This window comes from Streptomyces sp. ISL-100 (genome assembly GCF_018614615.1).
Lineage (GTDB): Bacteria > Actinomycetota > Actinomycetes > Streptomycetales > Streptomycetaceae > Streptomyces.
The window spans coordinates 79,270-101,257 of sequence record NZ_JAGGOK010000036.1 but is presented as its reverse complement, the minus strand read 5'-3'; the positions used below and the strand labels follow the sequence as shown (position 1 = coordinate 101,257).

At 70.9% G+C, this 21,988-nt stretch carries 19 protein-coding genes; 10 read left to right on the top strand and 9 right to left on the bottom strand.

Annotated features, from left to right (window positions below; genetic code table 11):
• Positions 1-1,214 precede the first annotated feature (1,214 nt).
• The 5 genes from J7E89_RS16260 to J7E89_RS16245 all read right to left on the bottom strand — a co-directional run bounded on the left by J7E89_RS16260 (position 1,215) and on the right by J7E89_RS16245 (position 4,714).
• On the bottom strand, positions 1,215-2,060 hold the full coding sequence (locus J7E89_RS16260) for a hypothetical protein (RefSeq protein WP_214974165.1): 846 nt from the start codon (positions 2,058-2,060) through the stop codon (positions 1,215-1,217).
• Positions 2,041-2,934 carry an aldo/keto reductase gene (locus J7E89_RS16255; RefSeq protein ID WP_214974164.1) on the bottom strand — a complete coding sequence of 298 codons (894 nt, stop codon included), beginning with the start codon at positions 2,932-2,934 and terminating at the stop codon, positions 2,041-2,043. The genes J7E89_RS16260 and J7E89_RS16255 overlap by 20 nt, the downstream gene beginning before the upstream one ends.
• Positions 2,931-4,115 carry a JmjC domain-containing protein gene (locus tag J7E89_RS16250; RefSeq protein WP_214974163.1) on the bottom strand — a complete coding sequence of 395 codons (1,185 nt, stop codon included), beginning with the start codon at positions 4,113-4,115 and terminating at the stop codon, positions 2,931-2,933. Before J7E89_RS16250 ends, J7E89_RS16255 begins: the two co-directional genes overlap by 4 nt.
• 19 nt (positions 4,116-4,134) lie before the next feature.
• Positions 4,135-4,266 carry a hypothetical protein gene (locus J7E89_RS41825; protein ID WP_285439247.1) on the bottom strand — a complete coding sequence of 44 codons (132 nt, stop codon included), beginning with the start codon at positions 4,264-4,266 and terminating at the stop codon, positions 4,135-4,137.
• Positions 4,267-4,486: 220 nt separating this feature from the next.
• Complete coding sequence (locus J7E89_RS16245) at positions 4,487-4,714, bottom strand: hypothetical protein (protein ID WP_214974162.1); 228 nt, start codon at positions 4,712-4,714, stop codon at positions 4,487-4,489.
• A gap of 240 nt (positions 4,715-4,954) precedes the next feature.
• On the opposite strand from J7E89_RS16245, the gene J7E89_RS16240 reads away from it, so the two are divergent.
• Positions 4,955-6,226, top strand: a complete 1,272-nt coding sequence (locus J7E89_RS16240) for a helix-turn-helix domain-containing protein (protein WP_214974161.1) — start codon at positions 4,955-4,957, stop codon at positions 6,224-6,226.
• Here the strand turns inward: J7E89_RS16240 and cutA are convergent.
• Entirely contained in the window at positions 6,223-6,540 is a 318-nt protein-coding gene (cutA, locus tag J7E89_RS16235; protein ID WP_214974159.1) for a divalent-cation tolerance protein CutA, read from the bottom strand. The genes J7E89_RS16240 and cutA overlap by 4 nt on opposite strands.
• A 452-nt stretch (positions 6,541-6,992) precedes the next feature.
• On the bottom strand, positions 6,993-7,916 hold the full coding sequence (locus J7E89_RS16230) for a bifunctional DNA primase/polymerase (protein ID WP_214974158.1): 924 nt from the start codon (positions 7,914-7,916) through the stop codon (positions 6,993-6,995).
• A gap of 301 nt (positions 7,917-8,217) precedes the next feature.
• On the opposite strand from J7E89_RS16230, the gene J7E89_RS16225 reads away from it, so the two are divergent.
• From J7E89_RS16225 to J7E89_RS16185, 9 genes are all read left to right on the top strand, one after another.
• Entirely contained in the window at positions 8,218-8,529 is a 312-nt protein-coding gene (locus J7E89_RS16225) for a hypothetical protein (protein ID WP_214974157.1), read from the top strand.
• Positions 8,530-8,712: 183 nt separating this feature from the next.
• Positions 8,713-9,873 carry an acyl-CoA dehydrogenase family protein gene (locus J7E89_RS16220; RefSeq protein ID WP_214974156.1) on the top strand — a complete coding sequence of 387 codons (1,161 nt, stop codon included), beginning with the start codon at positions 8,713-8,715 and terminating at the stop codon, positions 9,871-9,873.
• The gene (locus tag J7E89_RS16215; RefSeq protein WP_214974155.1) at positions 9,870-10,880 is read left to right on the top strand and encodes a bifunctional MaoC family dehydratase N-terminal/OB-fold nucleic acid binding domain-containing protein; all 1,011 of its coding nucleotides are present in this window, start codon (positions 9,870-9,872) and stop codon (positions 10,878-10,880) included. Before J7E89_RS16220 ends, J7E89_RS16215 begins: the two co-directional genes overlap by 4 nt.
• A complete protein-coding gene (locus J7E89_RS16210; RefSeq protein ID WP_214974154.1) occupies positions 10,880-12,112 on the top strand; it encodes an acyl-CoA dehydrogenase family protein in 1,233 nt (410 codons plus the stop codon). Before J7E89_RS16215 ends, J7E89_RS16210 begins: the two co-directional genes overlap by 1 nt.
• Positions 12,109-12,504 carry a MaoC family dehydratase gene (locus J7E89_RS16205; RefSeq protein WP_214974152.1) on the top strand — a complete coding sequence of 132 codons (396 nt, stop codon included), beginning with the start codon at positions 12,109-12,111 and terminating at the stop codon, positions 12,502-12,504. The genes J7E89_RS16210 and J7E89_RS16205 overlap by 4 nt, the downstream gene beginning before the upstream one ends.
• Complete coding sequence (locus J7E89_RS16200; protein ID WP_214974150.1) at positions 12,501-13,676, top strand: lipid-transfer protein; 1,176 nt, start codon at positions 12,501-12,503, stop codon at positions 13,674-13,676. The genes J7E89_RS16205 and J7E89_RS16200 overlap by 4 nt, the downstream gene beginning before the upstream one ends.
• A 52-nt stretch (positions 13,677-13,728) precedes the next feature.
• Positions 13,729-14,595, top strand: coding sequence for a DUF1906 domain-containing protein (locus J7E89_RS16195; RefSeq protein ID WP_214974148.1), 867 nt, complete (start codon positions 13,729-13,731; stop codon positions 14,593-14,595).
• A 175-nt stretch (positions 14,596-14,770) separates the two neighbouring features.
• Complete coding sequence (locus J7E89_RS16190) at positions 14,771-15,349, top strand: SigE family RNA polymerase sigma factor (RefSeq protein WP_214974146.1); 579 nt, start codon at positions 14,771-14,773, stop codon at positions 15,347-15,349.
• A 125-nt stretch (positions 15,350-15,474) separates the two neighbouring features.
• Positions 15,475-17,121 carry a long-chain fatty acid--CoA ligase gene (locus J7E89_RS16185; protein WP_214974144.1) on the top strand — a complete coding sequence of 549 codons (1,647 nt, stop codon included), beginning with the start codon at positions 15,475-15,477 and terminating at the stop codon, positions 17,119-17,121.
• 78 nt (positions 17,122-17,199) lie between these two features.
• Here J7E89_RS16185 and J7E89_RS16180 read toward each other — a convergent pair whose 3' ends face one another.
• Positions 17,200-21,228, bottom strand: coding sequence for a PAS domain-containing protein (locus J7E89_RS16180; protein WP_214974142.1), 4,029 nt, complete (start codon positions 21,226-21,228; stop codon positions 17,200-17,202).
• Positions 21,229-21,466: 238 nt separating this feature from the next.
• Entirely contained in the window at positions 21,467-21,952 is a 486-nt protein-coding gene (locus J7E89_RS16175) for an SSI family serine proteinase inhibitor (RefSeq protein WP_214974140.1), read from the bottom strand.
• Between the last annotated feature and the right edge of the window lie 36 nt (positions 21,953-21,988).

The window sequence follows — 21,988 nt, the reverse complement described above, 5'->3', positions numbered from 1 at the left end:
AGCGCGGACCACCATCGATCCCCACCCGCCTCACCTCCGCTTCCCAGGCCGCAGCCCTCCGGTAATCCTCCGGGGAATCCGTGAATTCCGAATCCCCGCCAGCCGCCCGAGGGGCATCCGGACTCTCACTTGCTACAGGTACCGAAAAGCCTGAGCGTGTGACAGCCGTCCATGTGACCCCCATCACAGCCCCTTCTCTTGATGCGCGGACTTTCCGACTGCGGCAATGATCCGGAGAATCCCCGGTTTCCCTAACCGGCGATCGTCGGCTATGTTTCGCCGCCCGCGATCCCGGAACGCCTATAGAGGTGTCGCGATCGGCTCGCGTGTGACCCCACGCGCATGTGACTTGGATCGCGTCTCTCGTTTTCTGTGTGCATAGCCCCCGGAACTTCCGGCGCGAGCCGCACGCAATCAGCGAAAGCGGACACCCCCTCAGAACGCGCATCCCCGCACCCCTTTCCGTCGGCCCCGCACCCGGCTGCACGCCTGTGGACAACTTCCAGCAGGAACATCGGACAACAGGGAGCCTGTGGATAGATTTCAGAGATCCCGTAAACAGACCGGTATGAAATAGCCAGATCGCTAGGAGAACGGATCGAAGCATGACAAAGCAGCCCACCGCCTACCGGCCGAAGCAGCCGAAGGGGTGAGCTGTCCAAAGTTTCTTTACTGGATCAAGGCGGCCCGCTGACGCGGGCCGCGCGGCGCGGCGGCCCCAGGCCGCCGCTGGCTCCATGTCTCCGCCACCGCCCGCGACGGCCCGCCCGCTCGCGCCGCAAAAGCCCGAGGAACGGGCAGCCATACCCGCGAAGAACCCCGCCAGCCAACCCACGGCGAGCACGGCCAGCAGGAGCGGGGCGCATGCCAAGTCCGCACAGTTCACCGCGGATTGCCGTTCAACCAGATGTGGCCGGGGCGGCCGGCCTCCACGGCTTTACCCACCTGTTCGGCCCGGGGCCCGCGTCGGGCAAGTCCAGGGGGCCACTCGTTCAAATTCCGGGCAGGGGCAAAGCCTGCCCGAGTTGCCGGGCCAGCGTACGGCCCCCTGAACATGCCCGACCCCAACCCGAACAGGACACCGGCCAAAGCCGTTCCGGCCGACCGCGATTCTCGGATGCGGCTATCGCCACAAAGGTCAAAGAAGGGGTTGGAGTTGATGGGAAGGCCCCGGCGCCAGGGGGAGGCGTCGGGGCCCGGAGGAGAGGTGGAGGTCAGACAGATGCCGAGGTTGGCGGGCGGACCCCGGTCAGCTCCTCCGCGCGCTGCCGCAGGAGCGGGGCCAGCTCGCCGTACCAGCCGCGGCCGACGGCCTGGAGCATTTCGGCGAGGGCGATCTGTTCGCCGAGTCGGCCGGCGGGGGTGTCGAGGACGTGGGCGAACTCGGCGCGGATGCGGTCGGCGACGGTGGGGACGCGGAGGCTGTTGACGTAGAGCATCGCCGGGTCGTAGCCGACGGGGACGGCGCCCCAGCGTTCCCAGTCCAGGATCACGAGCGGGTCGTGGGTGAGGTTGGCCCACTGGAGGTCAGCGTGCCCGGTGACCCGTTCGGTGATGGTCGGCGCGGGGATGCCCAGGAACTCGGGGAAGACGGGGTCGGCCCAGGACTGACGGATGGTCTCGCGGGGTGGTTCGGCGGTGCTGAGGGCCTCCAGGCTCTCCCGCAGGGTCGTCCACCAGGAGTCCGGCAGGCTCGGATCCCGGGTGAGGTCGGGCGTTTCCGGCGAGATGACGGGCTGGGCGATGTAGTCGATCAGCTCCGCCTCGAAGACGTACTCGCCGCCGTCCCAGCGGTACAACTCGTGGAGGTGCGGGCGGGACACCTTGTCGGACACGCGTTCCTCGGCAAGCGCGATCCCCTCGTTCCGAGTGGCGGGGGTCTTGGCTGCCTCGCCGCAGTGGACGCGGAGCCAGTAACCGCCCTCGGTGCGGCTGCCGATGGTGCGGCCCAGCCATCCCCACGCAGGCGCCCCCGTCGTCGTGGTGGACAGGCGAGCCGCGGCGTGGGCCAGGGCGTCCCCCATACGTGCCCTGGTGGTCTCATCCTTGGGCGAGTACATCGGTGACCTTCCTGAGGTGGCCCGGATCGAGCGGGGCGGCAATGGTGGCCTTTGCGGCGGCCCAATGAGGGGCGGTGCCAGCAGACAGCAGTACCACGTCCAGGCTCGGACAGGAGGCCGCAGCGAGGAGACAGGCCGTGGGCGGCGAGGCGCCCGGTCGGATGAACTCGGCGAGTTCAGGCGTGACCAGGCCGGGCAGCTCTCCGCCGTGCAGGGGCGAGGAGCCGAAGGTGATCAGCCCCGCTGCACGGGCTAGGACGAGGGGGCCCCGGCCGTCGAGGGCGAGGGCGATCGGCCTTGCCATGACGAGGCTGACCGGCTGCTGGATGGCCCGCAGGTGATGTTCACCCGATCCAGCGGCCTCGATGGCCAGGCCCAGGAGTTCGGACACGGAGAAGGCGTCGTGTAGGAACCCCGACCAGGTGGCCACGCCGTACCCGCCGATCCTGCCCGCGCCGGCGAACTCCTCTAGGACAGCGAACACCTTACGGAGCGCCGGGTGAAGCTCCGTAGGGCGGTGGCCGGCGCGCTCCGGGTTGTGGACGAACACGAGGTCGATCCGGCCGAGCGCCGCCAGGGACCTTTCCGTCTGCCAGCGGACGAAGGCGGGGTCGAGGCTGTGCCCGGCCCGAACCTGGGCAGAGGTGAGGACTCCGGCCCGGAGGGCAGCCGCGCCTTCCTCCGGGGTGAAGAAGCCTGTCTTCGTCGCCACCATGGCGCGCGGGTGGTCGGCGATGACGGGGCCGAGCGCCTGGTGGGCACCGACGTAGTTGGGGGCGGTGTCGATCCACACCAGCCCATCGGCGCACGCGGTGCGGGCCGCCTGTTCGACGGCGCGCACGCGGTACGTCCCCAGTCCGAGGGAAGCGGTCACCTGGAGCCCCCGACCACGGCGACGGCTTGACCGGTGACCAAGGCGGTGACGATCTCCGCCGCCTGCCCGAGGGTGAGTTCGGATTCGGCGGCCAGGTCCGCGAGGGTGATCGGCCTTCCGGTTGCCAGGAGGCGCAGCGCCTGGGCGACGGGGAGTGCGAAGGTCCACTCGCTCCCGGCGCCGGCGAACGTCACCGCCTGGTCGTCCTCGTCGACGCGGGCGCGGGGAACGGTGAGCTGCACGGTGATTCCCGGCTCGGCCGGAACGGCGGCGAGGTGCGGGAGGGAAAGGCGCGGACGTCCGGGGTGCGTGGTGTCCAGCGACCTCTCCCAGCGGCCCAAGACCCCCGGGTCCTCCAGTGCAGCCAGCACCTCCTTCCGCACGGCGGCCAGGTAGTCTGCGCGTTCCTCGGACGTGCCGAAACGGGGCACGTCGGCGCGGACGTTCGTGCTTACCCGAAGGTCGTCGCACAGCCAGCCGAGGAACTCGGCCCCAGTCTGTGTGGCGAGACCGAAGGTGAGGTGGAGCGAGGCGCGGCCCTGGTCGGCGCTGACAGAGTGCCACCAGCCACGCGGCAGATAGAGAAGGTCACCCGGGTTCAGGATGATGTCGGCGAGCGGCTCGCCCGTCGGAGCCTCGGGGGCTTCGACATCACGCCAGGCGGGGGACCGGCGGGTGGGCCCGTAGATCTTCCATCGCTTGGCCCCTTCGAGCTGGAGCACCACCACGTCGTGGTCGTCCCAGTGGGTGCCGAACCCTTCCTCGGCGGTCCACGAGGCGTACGCGTTGACCTGGACAGGGGTGCGGAAGAACCGTTCGAGGCCGGCGGCGGCTTCCCGGACGGGCGGGTGGATCTGGTCGATCGCGTCGATGACGAGGGACGCGCCTTCGGCGAGCCGGGCGTGGAACTCGGCAGGCTGGGGCTGGTACCAGGACACCCCGCGACGGTTCGTGCGGAGGATGGAGTACGCCGTGGCGGGGACTGCTTCGCCAGCGCGGGAGAGCCGCATACGGGGCGGTTCGAGCCGGTGCGCGGCCACGATCTCGTTGAGGTCGCCCCAGGTCAGCGGCGACGGGGAGGTGGTGCCGTTGGAACGGATCACTTTGTGGGCGCGGAAACACGTCTGGGCGAGGAAGGCATCCCCGCCCAGACGCTGCGCCCACGATGCGGAATCAATCACCGTGGGTCTCCTCGGTTGATCAGGTGTCGTTCATGTCCGACTTGCCGCCGGTGTTGTCCGAGGCTTCCTCGGCACGCGAGCGGGCCGCGGTGATGCGACGGACACCGATCAGCAGATCGCTGTTCTGCTCGGTGGGAGCGTTCTCGTTCATCACGTACTCCTTCCTGACCTTGGGGGTCCCACCGGGGCTCCGGCGGGATCTTGCGGGTGGTGCATCCGCCCCGGGGCGTGCTCAGGAAAAGCGAGGCGGAGATCTGTGGGTCAGCGGCCGGGATCCCCAGCGAGGGCCAGGGCGACTACCAGGACGCTGACGACGGCGACATAGAGGAGGACGGCGAGCTGCTGGCGCCAGCCCCACGGTGCGCGGTCGTTCAGCCCCGCTCCAGGTTGGTGGGGTCTTCCACGACCCACTCCACCCCACCGCCCTCCGGCCGGGCGAAGATCGCGTTCTGGGTAACCACGCGGGTCTTCGGGTCTTCGAACTCGCCGATGAACTGCACGATGCCGGTGCGGCCTTTCAGCGGGTCGTGAACGCGAGTGCCTTCACTGATCCAGCCGGGGATGGCCCGGCGCTGACAAACGCGGCTCTGAGGGGACATGGCACCTCTCCTCGGTATCGGGCGAGCACTGCACTCCGGGGAAGCAGCGGGCCGCAGGTGCGACGTGGGTACGGTCCTCCGACCCGCTGCGAGGGGGAGGCCGCCTTTCCGGGCGGCTGTGACCAGTCAACTGCCGTAAGCGTTTGGGCGGATGGGCCAGGCGGCATGGCTATTCCAGGGACATGGCCAGGATTTATGGCCAGGCTGAAGTCCACGTTCGGGGACGGCTGAAGGGCGGCGATGATGACCAAGCAAGAGGGCGACGGCGTGGAGCCGATCGGACTCCTGCTGCGGCGGCTGCGCATGGCGAGCGGGCGGACGCAGGAGGAGTTGGCGGCAGATCTCTCGGCGCGCCGGGGGTACCCGCTGGAGCAGGGGGCGGTGTCGCGTTGGGAGACCCACGAGCGGCTTCCGGATCCGGCTTCACGGACGCTGCTTTCGGCGGAGTTCGGGGTGCCGGAGGAGGAGTTGCGCCGTGCTGTCGCCCTCGCGCGGCGCATTCGCCGTCAGGAGAAGCAGCAGACCGAGCAGGAGAACAATGTGGACCGCCGCGGATTCATCACGGCCTCGGCCGGCGCCGGGATCGCCGTCATACAGCCGTTGTCCCTGCTGTCGTCGGGGCGAAGGATCGGTGCGGACGTGCCAGGACAGTTGAGCCAGCGGACAGCCCGGCTGCGCCGTCTGGACGACTTCGTGGGCGGCGGTGACACCTACCAGATGTACGTCCGGGAGCTGGAGGCCACGACTCGGCTGGCCGACGAAGGCGTCTACACCGAGGCGACGGGGTGCGACCTGCGGGGGATCATTGCTGAGCAGGCTCAGCTCGCGGGGTGGGCGGCCTACGACGCCGGGCGCTACGAGGAGGCCCGCGGCCACTACATGACTGCCTTAGCCGCCTCGCGGGCCGCCGAGGACACCGCGCTGGAAGGCAACTCGCTTGCCTTCCTGGCGTACTTGGAGTGGGCCGTGGGCGGAGGCTCGGGCGTCAAGTTCGCGATAGCCGCGTACGAGGTGCTCGGCGCGAGCACGGCGCCCGTGGTGCGGGCTCTCCTGGCGGACCGGCTGGCGTGGCAGCACGCGACATCCGGAAACGCCCGCGAGGCGGACTACGCCTTGGGCGTCGCAGAGGAAGCGATCCACGAGCACGACGCCGAGCCGGGCCCGGACTGGGCGTATTGGGTGGACCGTGACGAGATCGCCATCATGACGGGGCGGTGCTGGGCGGAGCTGCACCGGCCGCTGCGGGCGATCCCAGCGCTGGAGGACGCCCTGAGCCGGTACGACGACACCCGGGCCCGGGACAAAGCGCTCTACCTGTCATGGCTGGCGTCGGCCTACCTGGACGCGGGAGAGATCGAGCACGCGACCGCGATCACCGGCCGGGTGCTGGACCTCTCCGAGGGGCTCGCGTCGATCAGGCCGATGGAGCGGGCGCGCATGATGGTCAAGCGGCTGGAGCCGCACCGGTCCCTCGCGCCGGTCGGCGCGCTGCTGGAGCGGGCCAAGAGCTAACGCGTGGCGCGGGTGATCCACTCCAGGTACTCGGCGCGGCCGGCATCGATGCCGAACGCGATGACCTCCGGAGAGTCGTACGGGTGCCCTTCCACCAGGTGCGCCTCCAGAGCCTCGCGCCGGTCGCCCGTCGTACGGAACGTCACCTGATACTCGGTGCCCTCGGAGACTTCGCCGAGGTGCCGGTACGTCGTCTCGATGGGACCGGTCACCTGCCCGGAGGCCGCCAGGTTCGCTTCCACCGCCGAGCGCGACAGCTTCCGCGCGGCGTCCTGGTTGTCCACGGTCGTGATCACGATCAAGAAGTTAGCCATGAGGGCAACGTACCCGCCGCATGGCAGCATTGGTCTGGATGCGTCGAAGCAGGGGCAGGAGCTCTACGAGCAGCTTCCGCCGCATCGCAAGGTGTCGGGCATGGTGCCTTCGAGGCCCGCCCGGGGCCAGTGGACCAGGTGTGGACCGCCAGCAGCGGCGAGGGGCCCCGAGGGCGGGGAACAAGCAGGTCAGGCACGACACAGACACTTCCCGCAGCACCCTCTTGAAAACCGTCGTGGCAGCGATGTCACCGTGGGTTCAAATCCCACACCCACCGCGCAGCTCAACGTAGGTACAGGTCAGAAGGGGTGTCTCCGAGTCGGAGACACCCCTTCCGCGTGCCGGCAGCGGCTTCCGGGAGCTCCTGGTCGCGGCGATCCACAGCAGTACGTCCCCCAGCTGTGGCCCGGCGAGGCCGAACGCGAGCGGGGCCATCTCGGGCTGCCCGACGTCAAGGGCCGCCGGGAGCGCACCCACGGCCGCACGCGTTGAGGCGGGCGGCGGAGGCGATGGTGGCGTGGGCTTCGCGTTCGGTGAGGCCCGTGTGGACCGCCGCGTCCGTCAGTGCGTTCGCGAGGGAGTCGCCGATGCCGTTCTCGTACGCGCGGCAAGCGGCCCAGAAGAGGCGGGTGTTGCGCTGGCCTTCGTGTGCCGCCAGTACGAACTGGACCAGGCCGTGGCCGCTTCCGTGCCCGCCCGCCGGGTGGTGCGCCGGGGCGTGAGGGCGTGCGGGGGGCGTGAGGAGGCGGAGCAGCGCGCTGGGGCAGGGGGCCGGCGGGAGGTGGCCGGTGCCGGGCGCGGTGCGGTAGGTGCCGTGGGTGGTGACGGAGCCGGGGCCGACCAGGTAGCCGCCGGTGCCCCTGATGTCGATGCCGGGGGCGAGGCGGCCGGCGGAGTTCGGGACGACGACGTCGGGCGGGCCGGTCAGCCAGATGTGGCGGCCGCCGCTTGGAGTGAGGACGACGACCGTGTCCGGGATGGTGAAGAGGTGCCGGAGTGCCAGGTGCCGTAGGGCCGCGGTGGCGTCGGTGAGGGTGGCGCCGTCTGTCGCGGTGTTCGTCGGCGGTTTCGTGTCCAGGTCTATGCCGATCAGGTGGTGTGGGGGGCGGCCGCATGCGATCCCGTAACCCGTCGCCCAGGGGGCGGCGCCGAAGAGGGCACGGACGGTGGCGGGGGCGGTGGTGGCGTCGTGTACGCCGTGCCCGGGGCGTCCGCATTCGCCCCGGCACAGGAACGGCTCGGGGGCGTCACGGTGCGGGGACCGCAGGGCGGGGAGTTTGGTGCGGGACAGGGGAATGACGGGGAGCCCGCGCTCGGCAGCGGAGAGAGCGTGTGCGAGGGCCAAGGTGGCGGCGCGCCGGTCGGAGGTGGCCATGGCTCTATTTTCGTACGAGTGTTCGAGGAAGGGAAGGGGGGTGGATTGGCCGAAAATGCGCAGGAACGCTTTTTCCCTTGCGGCAGCTGGGTTGCCGTGGTGTGGACGGATGAGCTGGGGTTTTGGGGGCGTGAAGGTGTTTATCAACATGTCCTCACGCCTGAGGGGGAATACGGGCCTCCGGGTGGGTTCGCCGGGGATTCGGTGGGCAATTCTGATCTCGCGACGTCGTGACCATCGCTGAGGCAGTCGGCCAACTGCCCCGGAACAAGCCGTACTTAGCGTTCCTGGAGGAATTTGCATGGCAAGCATCCGTACCGCCCGTGTCATCGCAGCCGTTGCCGCCCTGCCCCTCGCGGCCGCCCTCTTCTCGGGTGTCGCCCTTGCGGACAACGGTTCCTTCGCGAATGACGGGTCGAACGCGACTGTGGCCACGGTCGGCGGAAGCGGTGTCGGTGGCCACAACCTCGGCAACTCGACCACCACGCAGCAGGTGGCGACGGGTGCCGGCGCGTCGAATCAGAACAACACGGCGAGCGTGAGCGGATCCGGCTTCACGGCGATCGACCAGTCCGACGAGAGCGTGGCCGTGAACTTCGCGCAGCTCTGGTGAGCCGCGGCCCGGCCGGGGTCTGTGTTGCGGGGTGTGAATGACTGCCTGCGCGACGGCGCTTGTCGCCGTCGCGCAGGCCGTTCCCGTTTCGGGGCGTGCTGTTGCCTTGACAGTGTGCGTCGATCTGACGGACAGTCAGAAACCATCAGACTGTGACGCCGCCTGCCGTCGGAGGACGCTGCCGTGCACCTTGCCCCCACCGTGCGCCAGCGGCAGCTGCGCGCCGAACTCCGCTCGTACTTCCGCGAGGTGATGGAGGGAACAGATCCGCACGACGGCGCCGGGCAGCGCGCGTTGCTGCGGCGGATCGGCCGCGACGGGATGCTCGGGCTCGGCTGGCCCGTCGAGTACGGCGGCCAGGGGCGCGGCGCCGACGAGCAGTTTGTCTTCTTCGACGAGGCGTACCGGGCGGGCGCCCCCGTCTCGATGGTCACGCTCAATACGGTCGGGCCGACCCTGATGAAGTACGGGACGCCCGAGCAGAAGGACTTCTTCCTTCCCCGGATTCTGCGCGGCGAGATCGTCTTCGCGATCGGCTACACCGAGCCGTCGGCCGGTACCGACCTCGCCTCGCTCCGTACACGCGCGGTACGCGAGGGCGACGAATGGATCGTCGACGGCCAGAAGATCTTCACCAGCAACGCCCAGAACGCCGACTGGATCTGGCTCGCCTGCCGTACGGACCCGGATGCGCCGAAGCACAAGGGCATCTCGATCGTGCTCGTGCCGACGGACGCGCCGGGCTTCTCGTGGACGCCGATCGAGACCGTCGGCGGGCTGACCACCACTGCGACGTACTACGACGGCATCCGGGTGCCTGCCGGGAATTTGGTGGGCGAGGAGAACGGTGGGTGGGGACTGATCACCAATCAGCTCAACCACGAGCGGGTGGCGCTCGCCGCGATCGGCATGCAGGCCGAGGACTGCTACGAGCAGGTGCTGGCGTACGCCGTGACTCCCGGCCCGGAGACGGGCGAGCGGCCCGCGGACCGGCCGTGGGTACGGGCGCGGCTGGCCGAGGCGCACGCCAGGCTGGCGGCGGTGCGGCTGCTGAACTGGCGGCTGGTCGGCGATGTGGGGGCGGGGGCGCTCGCGCCGGGTGATGCAAGTGGCGTGAAATTTATGGGAACCGAATCGGCCGTTGCGGTGTATCGAATGTGTCAGGAAGTTGCGGGCGAGGCGGGAATGGTGCGCTCCGGTTCTGTGGGGGTCTGGGGAGACGGGGAGCTGGAGCGGATGAACAGGGCGGCGCAGATCAATACCTTCGGGGGCGGGGTGAGCGAGGTGCAGCGGGAGATCGTGGCGACGATGCGGCTCGGGATGCCGAGGGGGCGGCGGGGATGAGTGCGGGTGTGGGCTCGGATGTGGACTCGGATGTGGGCGCGGACGGGGATCTGTACGGGCTGCTGAAGGCGTTCGAGGGACGGGCGGCGGTCGTTGACGGGGTCGGCAAGGACCCCGTCAACGAGCCGATGATCAGGCACTGGTGCGAGGCGATGGGGGACGGCGCAGTGGCGTACTCCGGCCCCGGTGCGATCGCCCCGCCGACGATGCTCCAGGCCTGGACAATGGGCGGCCTGTCCGGGCATACGGGCGATACGGGCAGGTCGGCAGCGTACGACGAACTCCTCACGCTCTTGGACGGCTCGGGGTACACCTCGGTGGTCGCTACCGAATGCGAGCAGGAGTACGTGCGGGATCTGCGGCCCGGAGACCGGATCACCTTCGACGCGGTGATCGAGTCGGTGTCGGAGCGCAAGACGACGAAGCTGGGGACCGGGTACTTCGTCACTACGCGGATGGACGTCCGTGCGGACGGGGAGCCGGCGGGGACGCACCGCTTCCGCATCCTCAAGTACGCGCCGGCCGCGGGGAAGAGCGAAGCGCGGGGTCAGGAAGCGCGAGGGCGGGAAGCGCGCGGACGTGAGGGGCGAAGTGAGCGGCCGCGGCCTGTCGTCAATCGCGACAACGCCGGGTTCTGGGACGGGGTGGCCCGGCACAAGCTCCTGATCCAGCGGTGCGGGGGCTGCGGGACGCTCCGGTTTCCCTGGCTGCCGGGATGCGGCGGCTGCGGGTCGCCGGAGTGGGACACGGTCGAGGCGAGCGGGGCCGGCACGGTTTTCTCGTACGTCGTCATGCACCATCCGCCGTTTCCGGCCTTCGACCCTCCGTATGCCGTCGGGCTGATCGAACTCGCGGAAGGCGTGCGGATGGTCAGCAACGTGGTCGGGGTGCCGTACGACAAGGTGCGGATCGGGATGCCTGTCCGGCTGGAATTCCTCCGGGTGGACGGGGAGTTGGAGCTGCCGGTCTTTCGGCCGGTTGGTAGCGGCGGAGGGGGTGAGGGCTGATGGATTTCACGCCCACGGACGAGCAGGGGGCGGCGCGGGACCTGGCCGCGCGGATCTTCGGGGACCTGTCGACGCACGACCGTCTGGCCGCGGCGGGCACGGGCACGGACAGCGAGGTTTGGAAGGCGCTGTGCGGGGCTGGGCTCATCGCCGCGGTCGGGGAAATCGGTCTGCTCGGGCTGGTGCTGCTGCTGGAGGAGCAGGGGCGTACGACGGCGCAGGTGCCGCTGGCTGTGACGTGTGTGTACGGGATGCTGGCTGTCGGCGCGCACGGTACCGAGGAGCAGCGGGCGCGGCTGTTGCCTGCGATTGGTGATGGCTCGGTGGTGGTGACAGGGGCGTTTCCCGCTACCGGGACGATACGAGCCGACGCCGGCTCATCTGCGTTCGCTTCCGGGGCGCTGAGCGGCACTGCGGGTGTGGTGCCGTGGCTGCGTGACGCCACGCATGTGCTGGTTCCGGATGAGGACCGGGGGCTATGGCTCGTGGCGACGGCGGATGCTGGCGTGATGGTTGAGGCGGTCGACACCACCGCGCCTTGGTCTGCGGGGCGGCTCACGTTGGACGCGGCTCCCGGGGAGCGGATCGGTGCGGGTGGGGGTGGCGCGGGCGGCGGAGGAGGGGCGCGGCGGGTCCTGCGGAGCGTTTCCCCTACCCGCCCCTTCCCGAACCGGGGCTCCGCCCCGGACGCCGGTCCTCAAACGCCGGACGGGCTGGATATGGCGGGGGGAGGACTGGCTGCGGCGCCGGATGGGGCGGATGGCTGCGGTGGGGCGTACGAGGGGGTGCTTGGGGTTGGGCGGGTTGCTTTTGCCGGGGTTCAGGCGGGGGTTTGTGCCGGGGCGGTTGCCCGTGCTGTGGCTCATACCTCGCAGCGCGAGCAGTTCGGGCGGCCGCTCTCGGCCAACCAGGGCGTGCTGCTGCGCGCCGCCGACGCGTACATGGACACCGAGGCGATACGGGTCACGGCATACGAGGCGGCCTGGCGTTACGACGAGGGCCTGCCCTTCGCCACCCACGCCCTCACCGCCGCCTGGTGGGCGTCGGAGGCCGGGCAGCGCGTGGTGCACGCCGGGCAGCATCTGCACGGCGGGACGGGCGCGGACCTGGACCACCCTGTCCACCGGCACTTCCTCTGGGGCCGGCAGCTCGACGCTTATCTGGGCGGTGCAAGCCAAGTGCTGGAGGAGCTGGGGCAGTTGCTGACTGGTGAGGAGGGGGCGGCGGTATGAAGGTCGGGCATGAATTGCCGCCGCTGGAGATTCCGATCACCCGCACGCTGATCGTCGCGGGCGCCGTGGCCTCCCGCGACTACCAGGACGTCCACCACGACGCCGAGGCCGCGCGGGCGAAGGGCTCGCCCGACATCTTCATGAACATCCTCACGACCAACGGGCTGGTCGGCAGGTACATCACCGACCACTTCGGTCCGGGCGCCAGGCTGCGCGCTGTGAAGATCCGCCTCGGGGTGCCCAATTATCCCGGCGACACCATGGTGCTGACCGGCACCGTCACCGCGCTCGGCGCGGACGGCACGGCCGAGGTTCGGGTCGTCGGCGCCAACCGGCTCGGCCATCACCTCACCGGCAAGGTGACCGTCAGAGTTCGGGAGAAGGACTCATGAGCGTTCGCAGCGCCGACACGCTCGGCGGGAAGGCCGCGATCGCCGGTATCGGGGCGACCGAGTTCTCCAAGGACTCCGGGCGCAGCGAGCTCAAGCTGGCTGTCGAGGCCGTACAGGCCGCCATCGAAGATGCCGGGCTGACCCCCGCCGACGTCGACGGCATGGTCACCTTCACGATGGACACCAGTCCCGAGATCACCGTCGCCCAGGCGGCCGGCATCGATGAGCTGTCGTTCTTCTCCCGTATCCACTACGGCGGCGGAGCGGCCTGCGCCACCGTCCAGCAGGCCGCACTCGCTGTGGCGAGCGGGGTGGCGGAAGTCGTCGTCTGCTACCGGGCGTTCAACGAACGCTCCGGCCGCCGCTTCGGTTCGGGCGTACAGCACCGCGAGCCGTCGGCAGAAGGCGCGGCGCTCGGCTGGAACCTGCCGTTCGGGCTGCTCACCCCCGCCTCCTGGGTCGCCATGGCCGCCCAGCGCTATCTGCATGTGTACGACCTGACGGCCGACGTCTTTGGTCACGTCGCCGTCACCGACCGCCGTCACGCCGCCCGCAACCCCGCCGCGTACTTCTACGAGAAACCCATCACCCTCGCCGACCACGCCGCCTCGCGCTGGATCGTCGAACCGCTGCGGCTCCTCGACTGTTGTCAGGAGACCGACGGTGGGCAGGCGGTCGTCGTTACGTCCGCCGAGCGGGCCCGGGACCTGCCGCACCCGCCCGCGGTGATCGTCGCCGCAGCGCAGGGGGCCGGGCGCGGACAGGAGCAGATGACGAGCTTCTATCGCGACGGGCCGGATGGTCTGAACGGGCTGCCCGAGATGGGTGTGGTCGCCCGGCAGTTGTGGCAGACCTCGGGGCTCCGGCCGGCCGATATCGATGTGGGCATCCTCTACGACCACTTCACACCGTTCGTGCTGATGCAGCTGGAGGAGTTCGGGTTCTGCGGGCCCGGCGAGGGCGGCGGCTTCGTGGCCGAGGACAGGCTGGCGCTGAACACGCACGGCGGCCAGCTCGGTGAGGCGTACCTGCACGGCATGAACGGCATCGCGGAGGCGGTCAGGCAGCTGCGCGGTACGTCGGTGAACCAGATACCGGGCGCGGCCACGTCACTGGTGACGGCGGGCACCGGTGTTCCCACGTCCGGGTTGATCCTGGGGGCGGATGGCTGAGGCCGGGGGCTGAGCGGTGGTCGGTTCGGGTGGGGGCACGTTCACTCTCCCCATGTACCTGCAAAAAATCTACGCGCAGAAGCTCCTCGGATACACAGTCGCCCTGGCCGGGCTGCTGGGCCTGCTGGTTGTGCCGCATCAGGTGGACGCCGCCGCCCGGTCGAGAGCACCGGCCGGCGGACCGGCCGCGGCCGCCGGCACCGTGAAGTTCCGCGGCCGCGCCTTCGACACCTGCCATACCCCCTCGCTCTCCACGATGCGGGCGTGGCGCTCCTCCCCGTACCGGGCCGTCGGCGTCTACTTCGCGGGCCGCGGCCGGCAATGCCAGAAGCAGCGTCACCTCAGCAAGCGGTGGGTGGCGGCCGTCGACCGGATGGGCTGGCGGGTGCTGCCGGTCTTCGTCGGTTCGCAGTCCCCCTGCGTGCAGGCCAAGAACAAGCGGCGCGTCAGGATGGGCCGCGCCCCCTGGCGCCAGGGCAAGAAGGAGGCGAGGCAGGCGGTCCGCGCGGCGAAGGCGCTCGGCATGCGCGCCGGCAGTGCGCTCTACCTCGACATGGAGGCGTACAACGAGGGGAACAGCCGCTGCGCCCGCACCACCCTCGACTTCATCCGCGGCTGGAACCGTGAAATGCGCAAGAACGCGTACCTCCCGGGCTTCTACAGCAGCGCGGAGTCCGGCGTGCGGCACATGGAGCGCGCCCGCAGGTCGGGGGTGACGGACCTGCCGTCGGCGATGTGGTTCGCCCGCTGGGACCGCAAGCCGTCGCTGTACGGCGAACGCGCCCTGTCCAAATGGGCCTGGACGCCGCACCGCCGCATCCACCAGTACGCCGGAAACGTCACGGAGAAGCACGGCGGCCGCCGCCTGACCATCGACCTGAACGCGGCGGACGCCCCGGTCGCACGGATCCGCCGCTGACCTGCCGCAACGCAGGAAGAGACGGCCCCGCCCCTGAGACGCGACCCCTATGAAGAGCCCTTCGGCCTCCACCCTCAGGAGGTGGGGCCGTCCCCACCCCTACAACCTGAGGCGGATCCGGTTTCGGGACTTGGGGCCGATCCGCCGCGCACGACGCGCTCCTAGCGTGGTCTTCATGACCACGCCTGTCTGCACCAGCGCATCCAAGGCGGCGACAAGGGCGGCGACGCCGACGCCCTACCCGTCGTTCTCCACGTACGTACGCGCCAGGGGACCCGTACTGCTGCGCACCGCCCGCTCGCTCACCGCCAATCCGTGCGACGCGGAGGACCTGCTGCAGACGGCGCTCACGAAGACGTACGTCGCCTGGGACCGGATCGAGGACCACCGCGCCCTCGACGGTTACGTACGCCGAGCCCTGCTCAACACCCGCACCTCGCAGTGGCGCAAGCGCAAGGTCGACGAGTACGCCACCGACGAGCTCCCCGAGCCCGCCTCCGCCTCCAGCACCGCCACGGCCACCGCCCTCGCCAACGACCCCGCCGAGCAGCAGGTGCTGCGCGACGCGATGTGGCGCGCGATCATGAAGCTGCCGGACCGGCAGCGCGCCATGGTCGTCCTGCGCTACTACGAGGACCTCAGCGAGGTCCAGACGGCCGAGGTCCTCGGCGTCTCCGTCGGTACGGTCAAGAGCGCCGTCTCGCGCGCCCTCGGCAAGCTCCGCGAGGACCCGGAGCTGGCCCCGGTCCGCTGACCTCTCCCCCGGCTCCCCCGACCGCATCCGATTCGTGCTCCCGGAAGTAGTGACATACCGCCTGGTACGTGCGCAGAATCAGGCCACCCTTATTACTGCCGCGTAGCGCCCACCGGGAGGACGCCGTGCTGAGCACCATGCAGGACGTACCACTGACCGTGACCCGCATCCTGAAGCACGGGATGACGATCCACGGTCGCTCACAGGTCACCACATGGACCGGTGAGGAGGAGCCACAGCGCCGCACCTTCGCCGAGACCGGCGAGCGCGCGACACGGCTCGCGAACGCTCTGCGCGACGAGCTCGGCGTCGACGGCGACCAGCGTATTGCGACCCTCATGTGGAACAACTGCGAGCATGTGGAGGCGTACCTCGCGATCCCTTCCATGGGCGCCGTACTCCACCCGCTCAACCTGCGCCTGCCCCCCGAGCAGCTGGTCTGGATCGTCAACCACGCCGCCGACCGGGTCGTCATCGCCAACGGCTCGCTGCTGCCACTGCTCGCGCCGCTCCTCCCGCACCTGAAGAGTGTCGAGCACGTGGTCGTCTCGGGCCCCGGAGACCGCTCGCTCCTCGACGGCTGCGCGCCGCGCGTGCACGAGTACGAGGACCTGATCGCGGACCGCCCCACCACGTACGACTGGCCCGAGCTGGACGAACGCGCCGCCGCGGCCATGTGTTACACCTCCGGCACCACCGGCGACCCCAAGGGCGTCGTCTACTCCCACCGCTCCATCTACCTGCACTCCATGCAGGTCAACATGGCCGAGTCGATGGGTCTGAACGACAAGGACACCACCCTCGTGGTCGTGCCCCAGTTTCACGTGATGGCGTGGGGTCTGCCGCACGCCACGTTCATGACCGGCATCAACATGCTCATGCCGGACCGCTTCCTCCAGCCGGCCCCGCTCGCCGAGATGATCGAGCGCGAGAAGCCGACGCACGCCGCCGCCGTCCCCACCATCTGGCAGGGCCTGCTCGCCGAGGTCACCGCCAACCCGCGTGACCTCTCCTCCATGGCGAGCGTCACCATCGGCGGCGCCGCCTGCCCGCCGGCCCTCATGGAGGCGTACGACAAGCTCGGTGTGCGGCTCTGCCACGCCTGGGGCATGACGGAGACCTCGCCGCTCGGCACCATGGCGCACCCGCCGGCCGGGCTCACCCCCGAGGAGGAGTGGCCGTACCGCATCACGCAGGGCCGCTTCCCGGCCGGTGTGGAGGCGCGCCTGATCGGACCGAACGGCGAAATCCTCGCCTGGGACGGCGAGTCGGCCGGTGAGCTGGAGGTACGGGGCAACTGGATCGCCGGCGCCTATTACGGCGGCGCGGCGGGTGAGGACTTCAGGCCCGCCGACAAGTTCAGCGAGGACGGCTGGCTCAAGACCGGCGACATCGGCGTCATCAGCCACGAAGGCTTCCTCACCCTCACCGACCGCGCGAAGGACGTCATCAAGTCGGGTGGGGAGTGGATCTCGAGCGTTGAACTGGAGAACGCCTTGATGGCCCACCCGGACGTCGCGGAAGCGGCCGTCGTCGCCGTACCGGACGACAGGTGGAGCGAGCGCCCGCTGGCCACGGTGGTGCTGAAGGAAGGCGCGACCGCGGACTACGAGGAGCTGCGGGCATTCCTCGCCGGCAAGATCGCGAAGTGGCAGCTGCCGGAGCGCTGGGCGATGATCCCGGCCGTGCCCAAGACGAGCGTGGGCAAGTTCGACAAGAAGGTGATCCGCAAGCAGTACGCGGACGGCGAGCTGGACGTCACGACGTTCTGACGCACCCGCACCCGCACCCGTGAACCACTGGAGGGGCCCCGCAACGGCGCGGGGCCCCTCCAGTCTTCAGTTCGTGCCTCAGTTCGTGCCGATCTTCGCGAGCAGGTCCACGATCCGGCCCTGCACCTCGACGCTCGTCGAGCGTTCCGCGAGGAAGAGCACCGTCTCCCCCGAGGCGAGCCGGTGCAGTTCGCCCTCGTCGAGTCCGGCCGAGGTGTAGACGACCAGCGGCGTGCGGTTCAACTGCCCGTTCGCGCGAAGCCAGTCGACGATTCCGGCGCGGCGGCGGCGTACCTGCATCAGGTCCATCACCACCAGGTTCGGCCGCATCTGCGTCGCCAGCGTGACCGCTTCGGTGTCCGTCCCGGCGCGCGCCACCTGCATGCCGCGCCGCTCCAGCGTCGCCGTCAGCGCGAGCGCGATCTCCTCGTGCTCCTCGATCAGCAGCACGCGCGACGGGTGCTGCTCGCTGTCGCGCGGCGCGAGCGCCTTCAGCAGTACGGCGGGATCCGCGCCGTACGCCGCCTCACGCGTCGCCTGCCCGAGCCCGGCCGTCACCAGGACGGGGACCTCGGCGGCGACGGCGGCCTGGCGCAGGGACTGGAGCGCCGTACGGGTGATGGGCCCTGTCAGCGGGTCGACGAACAGCGCCGCCGGGAACGCCGCTATCTGTGCGTCGACCTCCTCGCGGGAGTGCACGATCACCGGGCGGTAGCCGCGGTCGCTCAGCGCCTGCTGCGTGGAGACGTCCGGGGCGGGCCACACCAGCAGGCGGCGCGGGTTGTCGAGCGGCTCCGGGGGCAGCTCGTCGTCGACAGGCTGCGGCTGGGGCCGGTTGGCCACCTCCACGGCGCCGTTGGGGCCGTCCAGAGGCTCAGGGCCCTCCGAACCCTCGTCGGGTGCGCCTATGGCGTACGCACGGCCCTCACCCTGGGTCGACAGCCGCTGCTGGAGCGGGCCCTGGCCCGGGCCCTGGCCCTGGGGGTGCGGACGGGCCGCGGGCTCGGCGCTGTCCTGCGTCGCGGCGCCTTCGGCGGGCGTGGACTGCTCGGCCTCCGTGCGCGAGGCGGCGAGCTTACGGCGCCGTCCCGAACCCAGGGTCTGGTTCTGCTGCTGCTGGGCGATCTGCTGGGCGAACGGCATGCCCTGGCCGAGGGTACGGACGCTGAACGCGCGGCCTTGCGTGGAGTCGGCGGTCAGGGGCGCGGACGCCGGTGCGGGTGCTGCCTGTGCCTGCGAGGCCGTCTGGCCGGTAGCCGTTGCGGGGGCTTCGGCGGGGAGGGGCTGGGCGGGTGGCAACGGCTGCGCGGTGCGCGGCTGCTGCGGTCCGGTGCCGGGCGCGACGCCGTTCACGCCGTTCACGCCTTCCGCGCCGTCCGCGTGCTGCTCGGCGTCGTCCTCGCTCACCGCTCCCACCGCGAAGCCGGGAGCGGGCCAGGTCTGCGTCGTACCGGTCGTCGTCGCGGTGGCTCCGCCGGGGGCGGCCGACCAGCTCGGGGGCACGGATACGGCATCGCTGTCGTGAGTGTGGTTGCCGTCCGGAACGGGCTGCCCCGGCTGAACGTCGCCGCGCGCCCTGCGCCGCCCCGTCGGTGCCGGGGTCGGGTGCGGCTGCGGCTGCGGCGGAGTGTGGTCCGCGTCCGCAGTGGTGCGTACGGCGTCGTGGCGGCCCGGCAGCGAGGCGTCCGCCTCACCCGCCGTCGGTGGCACCCGGTCGGCGTCGGCCGGCGGCAGCGCGAAGGCGCTGCGGGGGGCCTCGGACCGCTCCTGCGCCGGTGGCGCGAGCGCCCGGCGCGCACGCCGCCCCGAAGCCTGCTGTTGTTGCTGGAGCTGCTGCTGTGGGGACTCGTTCGGGCCGGACGGTGCGGAAGGCAGGGCGGGCAGCGCGGGCGCGTTCTCGTGCGCCCCGTCCCCACCACGCCGTGCACGACGCCCTGTAGACCCAGGTACGTCGACGGGCACACCCTGCGGCGGCACGGTCTCCCCGAGCGCCGCGCGCCCGGTTCCGTGCGCCCCCTCGGAAGCCGTGACAACGGAGCCTTCCGAGACGGCACCCGAAGACCCGGGCGTCGCGGCGGCCGGCAGCGCGGCACGCAGTTCTACGGCGCCGCCACCTCCACCGCCCGTACGCCCGTTGCCGCCACCCTCGACGGGACTGGGCCGCCCGCGCCTGCGCCCCGTACCACCGGAGCCGGAAACAGCGCCGGAAACAGCGCCTGAAGCGGCGCCCGGGCCATCCCCGGAAGCCTGCGCCGGAATACGTTCCCGCGGCCCCGCCACCGTGCCCGCGGCGTCCGCCTCGCCACGCCGCGCCCTGCGCCGCCCGGTGGGCGCAGCCGACTCCTGGACCTCGGAGCCGGCAGGACCCGCAGCACCCGCAGCGCCCGCGCCGGTCGGAACCGGCCCGGCCGCCACGGCGGCCTGCTCGCCCTCCGCGCGCTTGCCGTCCAGCTCCAGGAAGGCGTCCGTGGACGACCGCCGTGCCCGCCGCCCGCCACCGTCCGCGGGCGCCGACTGCTGCGCCGGCACCGGAACCGGATCCGGAGCGGCCGCCTTGGTCTGCGCCGGGGCGACCGCCCCGGCGCCCGCGCCGAGCGGCACTTCCAGCACGTACGCGTTCCCGCCCACGCCGGGCACCTCGTGCGTCTGCAGTACGCCGCCGTGCGCCGCCACGATGCCGCGCACGATCGGCTCGTGCACCGGGTCTCCCCCGGCGTACGGCCCGCGCACCTCGATGCGTACGACCTCACCGCGCTGCGCCGCCGCGACCACGATCGTCGAGTCCGTGTAGCCGCCGCCGGGCGCCGCCGCCGGTGCCTTGCCCGTCGAGTCGATCCCGGCCACGTCGGCGACCAGATGCGCGAGAGCCGTCGCCAGCCGCCCCGCGTCCACCTCGGCCTCGATCGGCGGCGCGTGCACCGCGAACTGGGCCCGCCCGGGACCGATCAGCTCGATCGCGCCCTCGACACCGGCCGCCACGACACCGTCGAGCAGCACCTTGGCTTTCGTCAACTGCTCCGTGCCCGCCGCGAGCCGCTGGTAGCCCAGGACATTCTCGACAAGGGTGGTCATCCGGGCGTACCCGGCGGCCAGGTGGTGCAGGATCTGGTTCGCCTCGGGCCACAGCTGCCCGGCGGGGTCGGAGGCCAGCGTCCCCAGCTCGCCCCGCAGTTCCTCCAGGGGGCCGCGCAGCGACTCGCCCAGTACGGCGGTCAGCTGGGCGTGCCGCCCGGCCATCTCCTCGTACCGCTTGGTCTCGCGTTCGAGTACCTCTGTCTGCTTTTCGACCAGTTCGTCGTACGGCCGGCGGTCGGTGAAGGTCATCACGGCGCCGACGAGCTGCTCGCCGTCCCGTACCGGAGCGGTCGTGAGGTCGACGGCGACCGGCTTGCCGTTCTTCGCCCACAGGACCTGCCCGCGCACCCGGTGCTTGCGCCCGGACTTGAGGGTGTCCGCGAGGGGCGAGTCGTCGTACGGGAAGGGAGTGCCGTCGGCGCGCGTGTGGATCGCGAGGGGGTGCAGTTCCTTGCCGCCGAGGTCGCTGGCGCGGTAACCCAGTATCTGCGCGGCGGCCGGGTTGACCAGCACCACGCGCCCGTCGGTGTCCGTGCCGACGACACCTTCCGCGGCCGCCCGAAGGATCATCTCGGTCTGGCGCTGCGAACGGGCCAGCTCGGCCTCGGTGTCGACGGTCCCCGACAGATCGCGTACGACGAGCATCAGCAGCTCGTCGCCGGTGAAGCTGGGGCGGTCGGTGTGGGACGCGTAGGCGTCGCGGCCGTCCTCCAGATTCGCGCTGGTCACCTCGACCGGGAACTCCGTCCCGTCCGTGCGCCGCGCGATCATCCGGGTCGGCTTCGTACGCCCTTGATCGTCCTCGCCGTCGGCCCGGCGCATCGATCCCGGGATCAGCTTCGAGTCGAACGTCGGCAGGAGATCGAGCAGTCCGCGCCCGACGAGTCCCGTCCCTGGGGACTCGAACGTCTCCAGGGCGATGGTGTTGGCATTGACGACGGTGCCGTTGCAATTGACGAGCAACAGCCCGTCAGGAAGTGCGTCGAGTATCGCTGCGAGGCGAGCAGCGCCTCGGGATGGCCTGCTGCTCACGACGACGGTTCCTCCCTGAACTACTGCACCTTGCCGACAGCCGGCCTCATTTTGCCCCTCGGGCCGCAAGCTGTCACTGGAGGGAGTCTAAAGGCAGGCGATGGGCGCGCGACGGCGGATGAGGGGGAGCTCTCACCAAGGTTGTGTGGGCTTGCGGCCACATCGGACGGCGCGGCGTAGGCCCTGACCAGGCACGAGTGCCCGTCGGCGCCGCCGAGGGCGGAGCGGGAGCGGACGGTCAACGCACGCTGGGAAGCACCGGCACCATCTCGCGCCAGCGGGAGATTTCGCAGCCATTGCCCTGATTGAACGTCGCGTCGACGCTTCGCCCGTTCCAGGTACCGGTGATCCGCGCCGTGGCGGGCCCGCCGTGCTGGTGGGTGCACATCCGATCTTGCGGCACGGGGGCGAAGGGGTCGCCGCCCTCCCCGGCCAGCTCCTCGAGCCGGTCGCAGGCGGCCTGCGCCTGCGCGTGCGTGCCGCCCGTGGGTCCGCATCTCAGTTCGTACGTCCCATTGGCGGCGCGGTTGCCCGTCTGGGTCGTCGTCACGGTGAGCCGGTCCTGCCCGTCCTGGCCGTCCCGCGCGCCGCCCTGGAGTACCTCCTGGAGTACGTCCTGGAGCGGCGGGAGCGGGACGGGCGCCGCCGCGGCGGACGTGGCGGGGACGGCGGCGGACAGTGCGGCGAAGGACGCGGCGGCGGTGAGGGTGAGACGGCGCAGCATGGAGGCTCCTGAGGTTCAAGAGGGGGCAGGGGCGCC

Bases quoted from the DNA above. Each gene is read 5' to 3' on its own strand.
- J7E89_RS16260 (WP_214974165.1), bottom strand. From the start codon at position 2,060: ATGTACTCGCCCAAGGATGAGACCACCAGGGCACGTATGGGGGACGCC.
- J7E89_RS41825 (WP_285439247.1), bottom strand. From the start codon at position 4,266: ATGAACGAGAACGCTCCCACCGAGCAGAACAGCGATCTGCTGATCGGT.
- J7E89_RS16245 (WP_214974162.1), bottom strand. From the start codon at position 4,714: ATGTCCCCTCAGAGCCGCGTTTGTCAGCGCCGGGCCATCCCCGGCTGG.
- J7E89_RS16240 (WP_214974161.1), top strand. From the start codon at position 4,955: ATGATGACCAAGCAAGAGGGCGACGGCGTGGAGCCGATCGGACTCCTG.
- cutA (WP_214974159.1), bottom strand. From the start codon at position 6,540: ATGGCTAACTTCTTGATCGTGATCACGACCGTGGACAACCAGGACGCC.
- J7E89_RS16230 (WP_214974158.1), bottom strand. From the start codon at position 7,916: ATGGCCACCTCCGACCGGCGCGCCGCCACCTTGGCCCTCGCACACGCT.
- J7E89_RS16225 (WP_214974157.1), top strand. From the start codon at position 8,218: ATGGCAAGCATCCGTACCGCCCGTGTCATCGCAGCCGTTGCCGCCCTG.
- J7E89_RS16215 (WP_214974155.1), top strand. From the start codon at position 9,870: ATGAGTGCGGGTGTGGGCTCGGATGTGGACTCGGATGTGGGCGCGGAC.
- J7E89_RS16210 (WP_214974154.1), top strand. From the start codon at position 10,880: ATGGATTTCACGCCCACGGACGAGCAGGGGGCGGCGCGGGACCTGGCC.
- J7E89_RS16205 (WP_214974152.1), top strand. From the start codon at position 12,109: ATGAAGGTCGGGCATGAATTGCCGCCGCTGGAGATTCCGATCACCCGC.
- J7E89_RS16200 (WP_214974150.1), top strand. From the start codon at position 12,501: ATGAGCGTTCGCAGCGCCGACACGCTCGGCGGGAAGGCCGCGATCGCC.
- J7E89_RS16195 (WP_214974148.1), top strand. From the start codon at position 13,729: ATGTACCTGCAAAAAATCTACGCGCAGAAGCTCCTCGGATACACAGTC.
- J7E89_RS16190 (WP_214974146.1), top strand. From the start codon at position 14,771: ATGACCACGCCTGTCTGCACCAGCGCATCCAAGGCGGCGACAAGGGCG.
- J7E89_RS16175 (WP_214974140.1), bottom strand. From the start codon at position 21,952: ATGCTGCGCCGTCTCACCCTCACCGCCGCCGCGTCCTTCGCCGCACTG.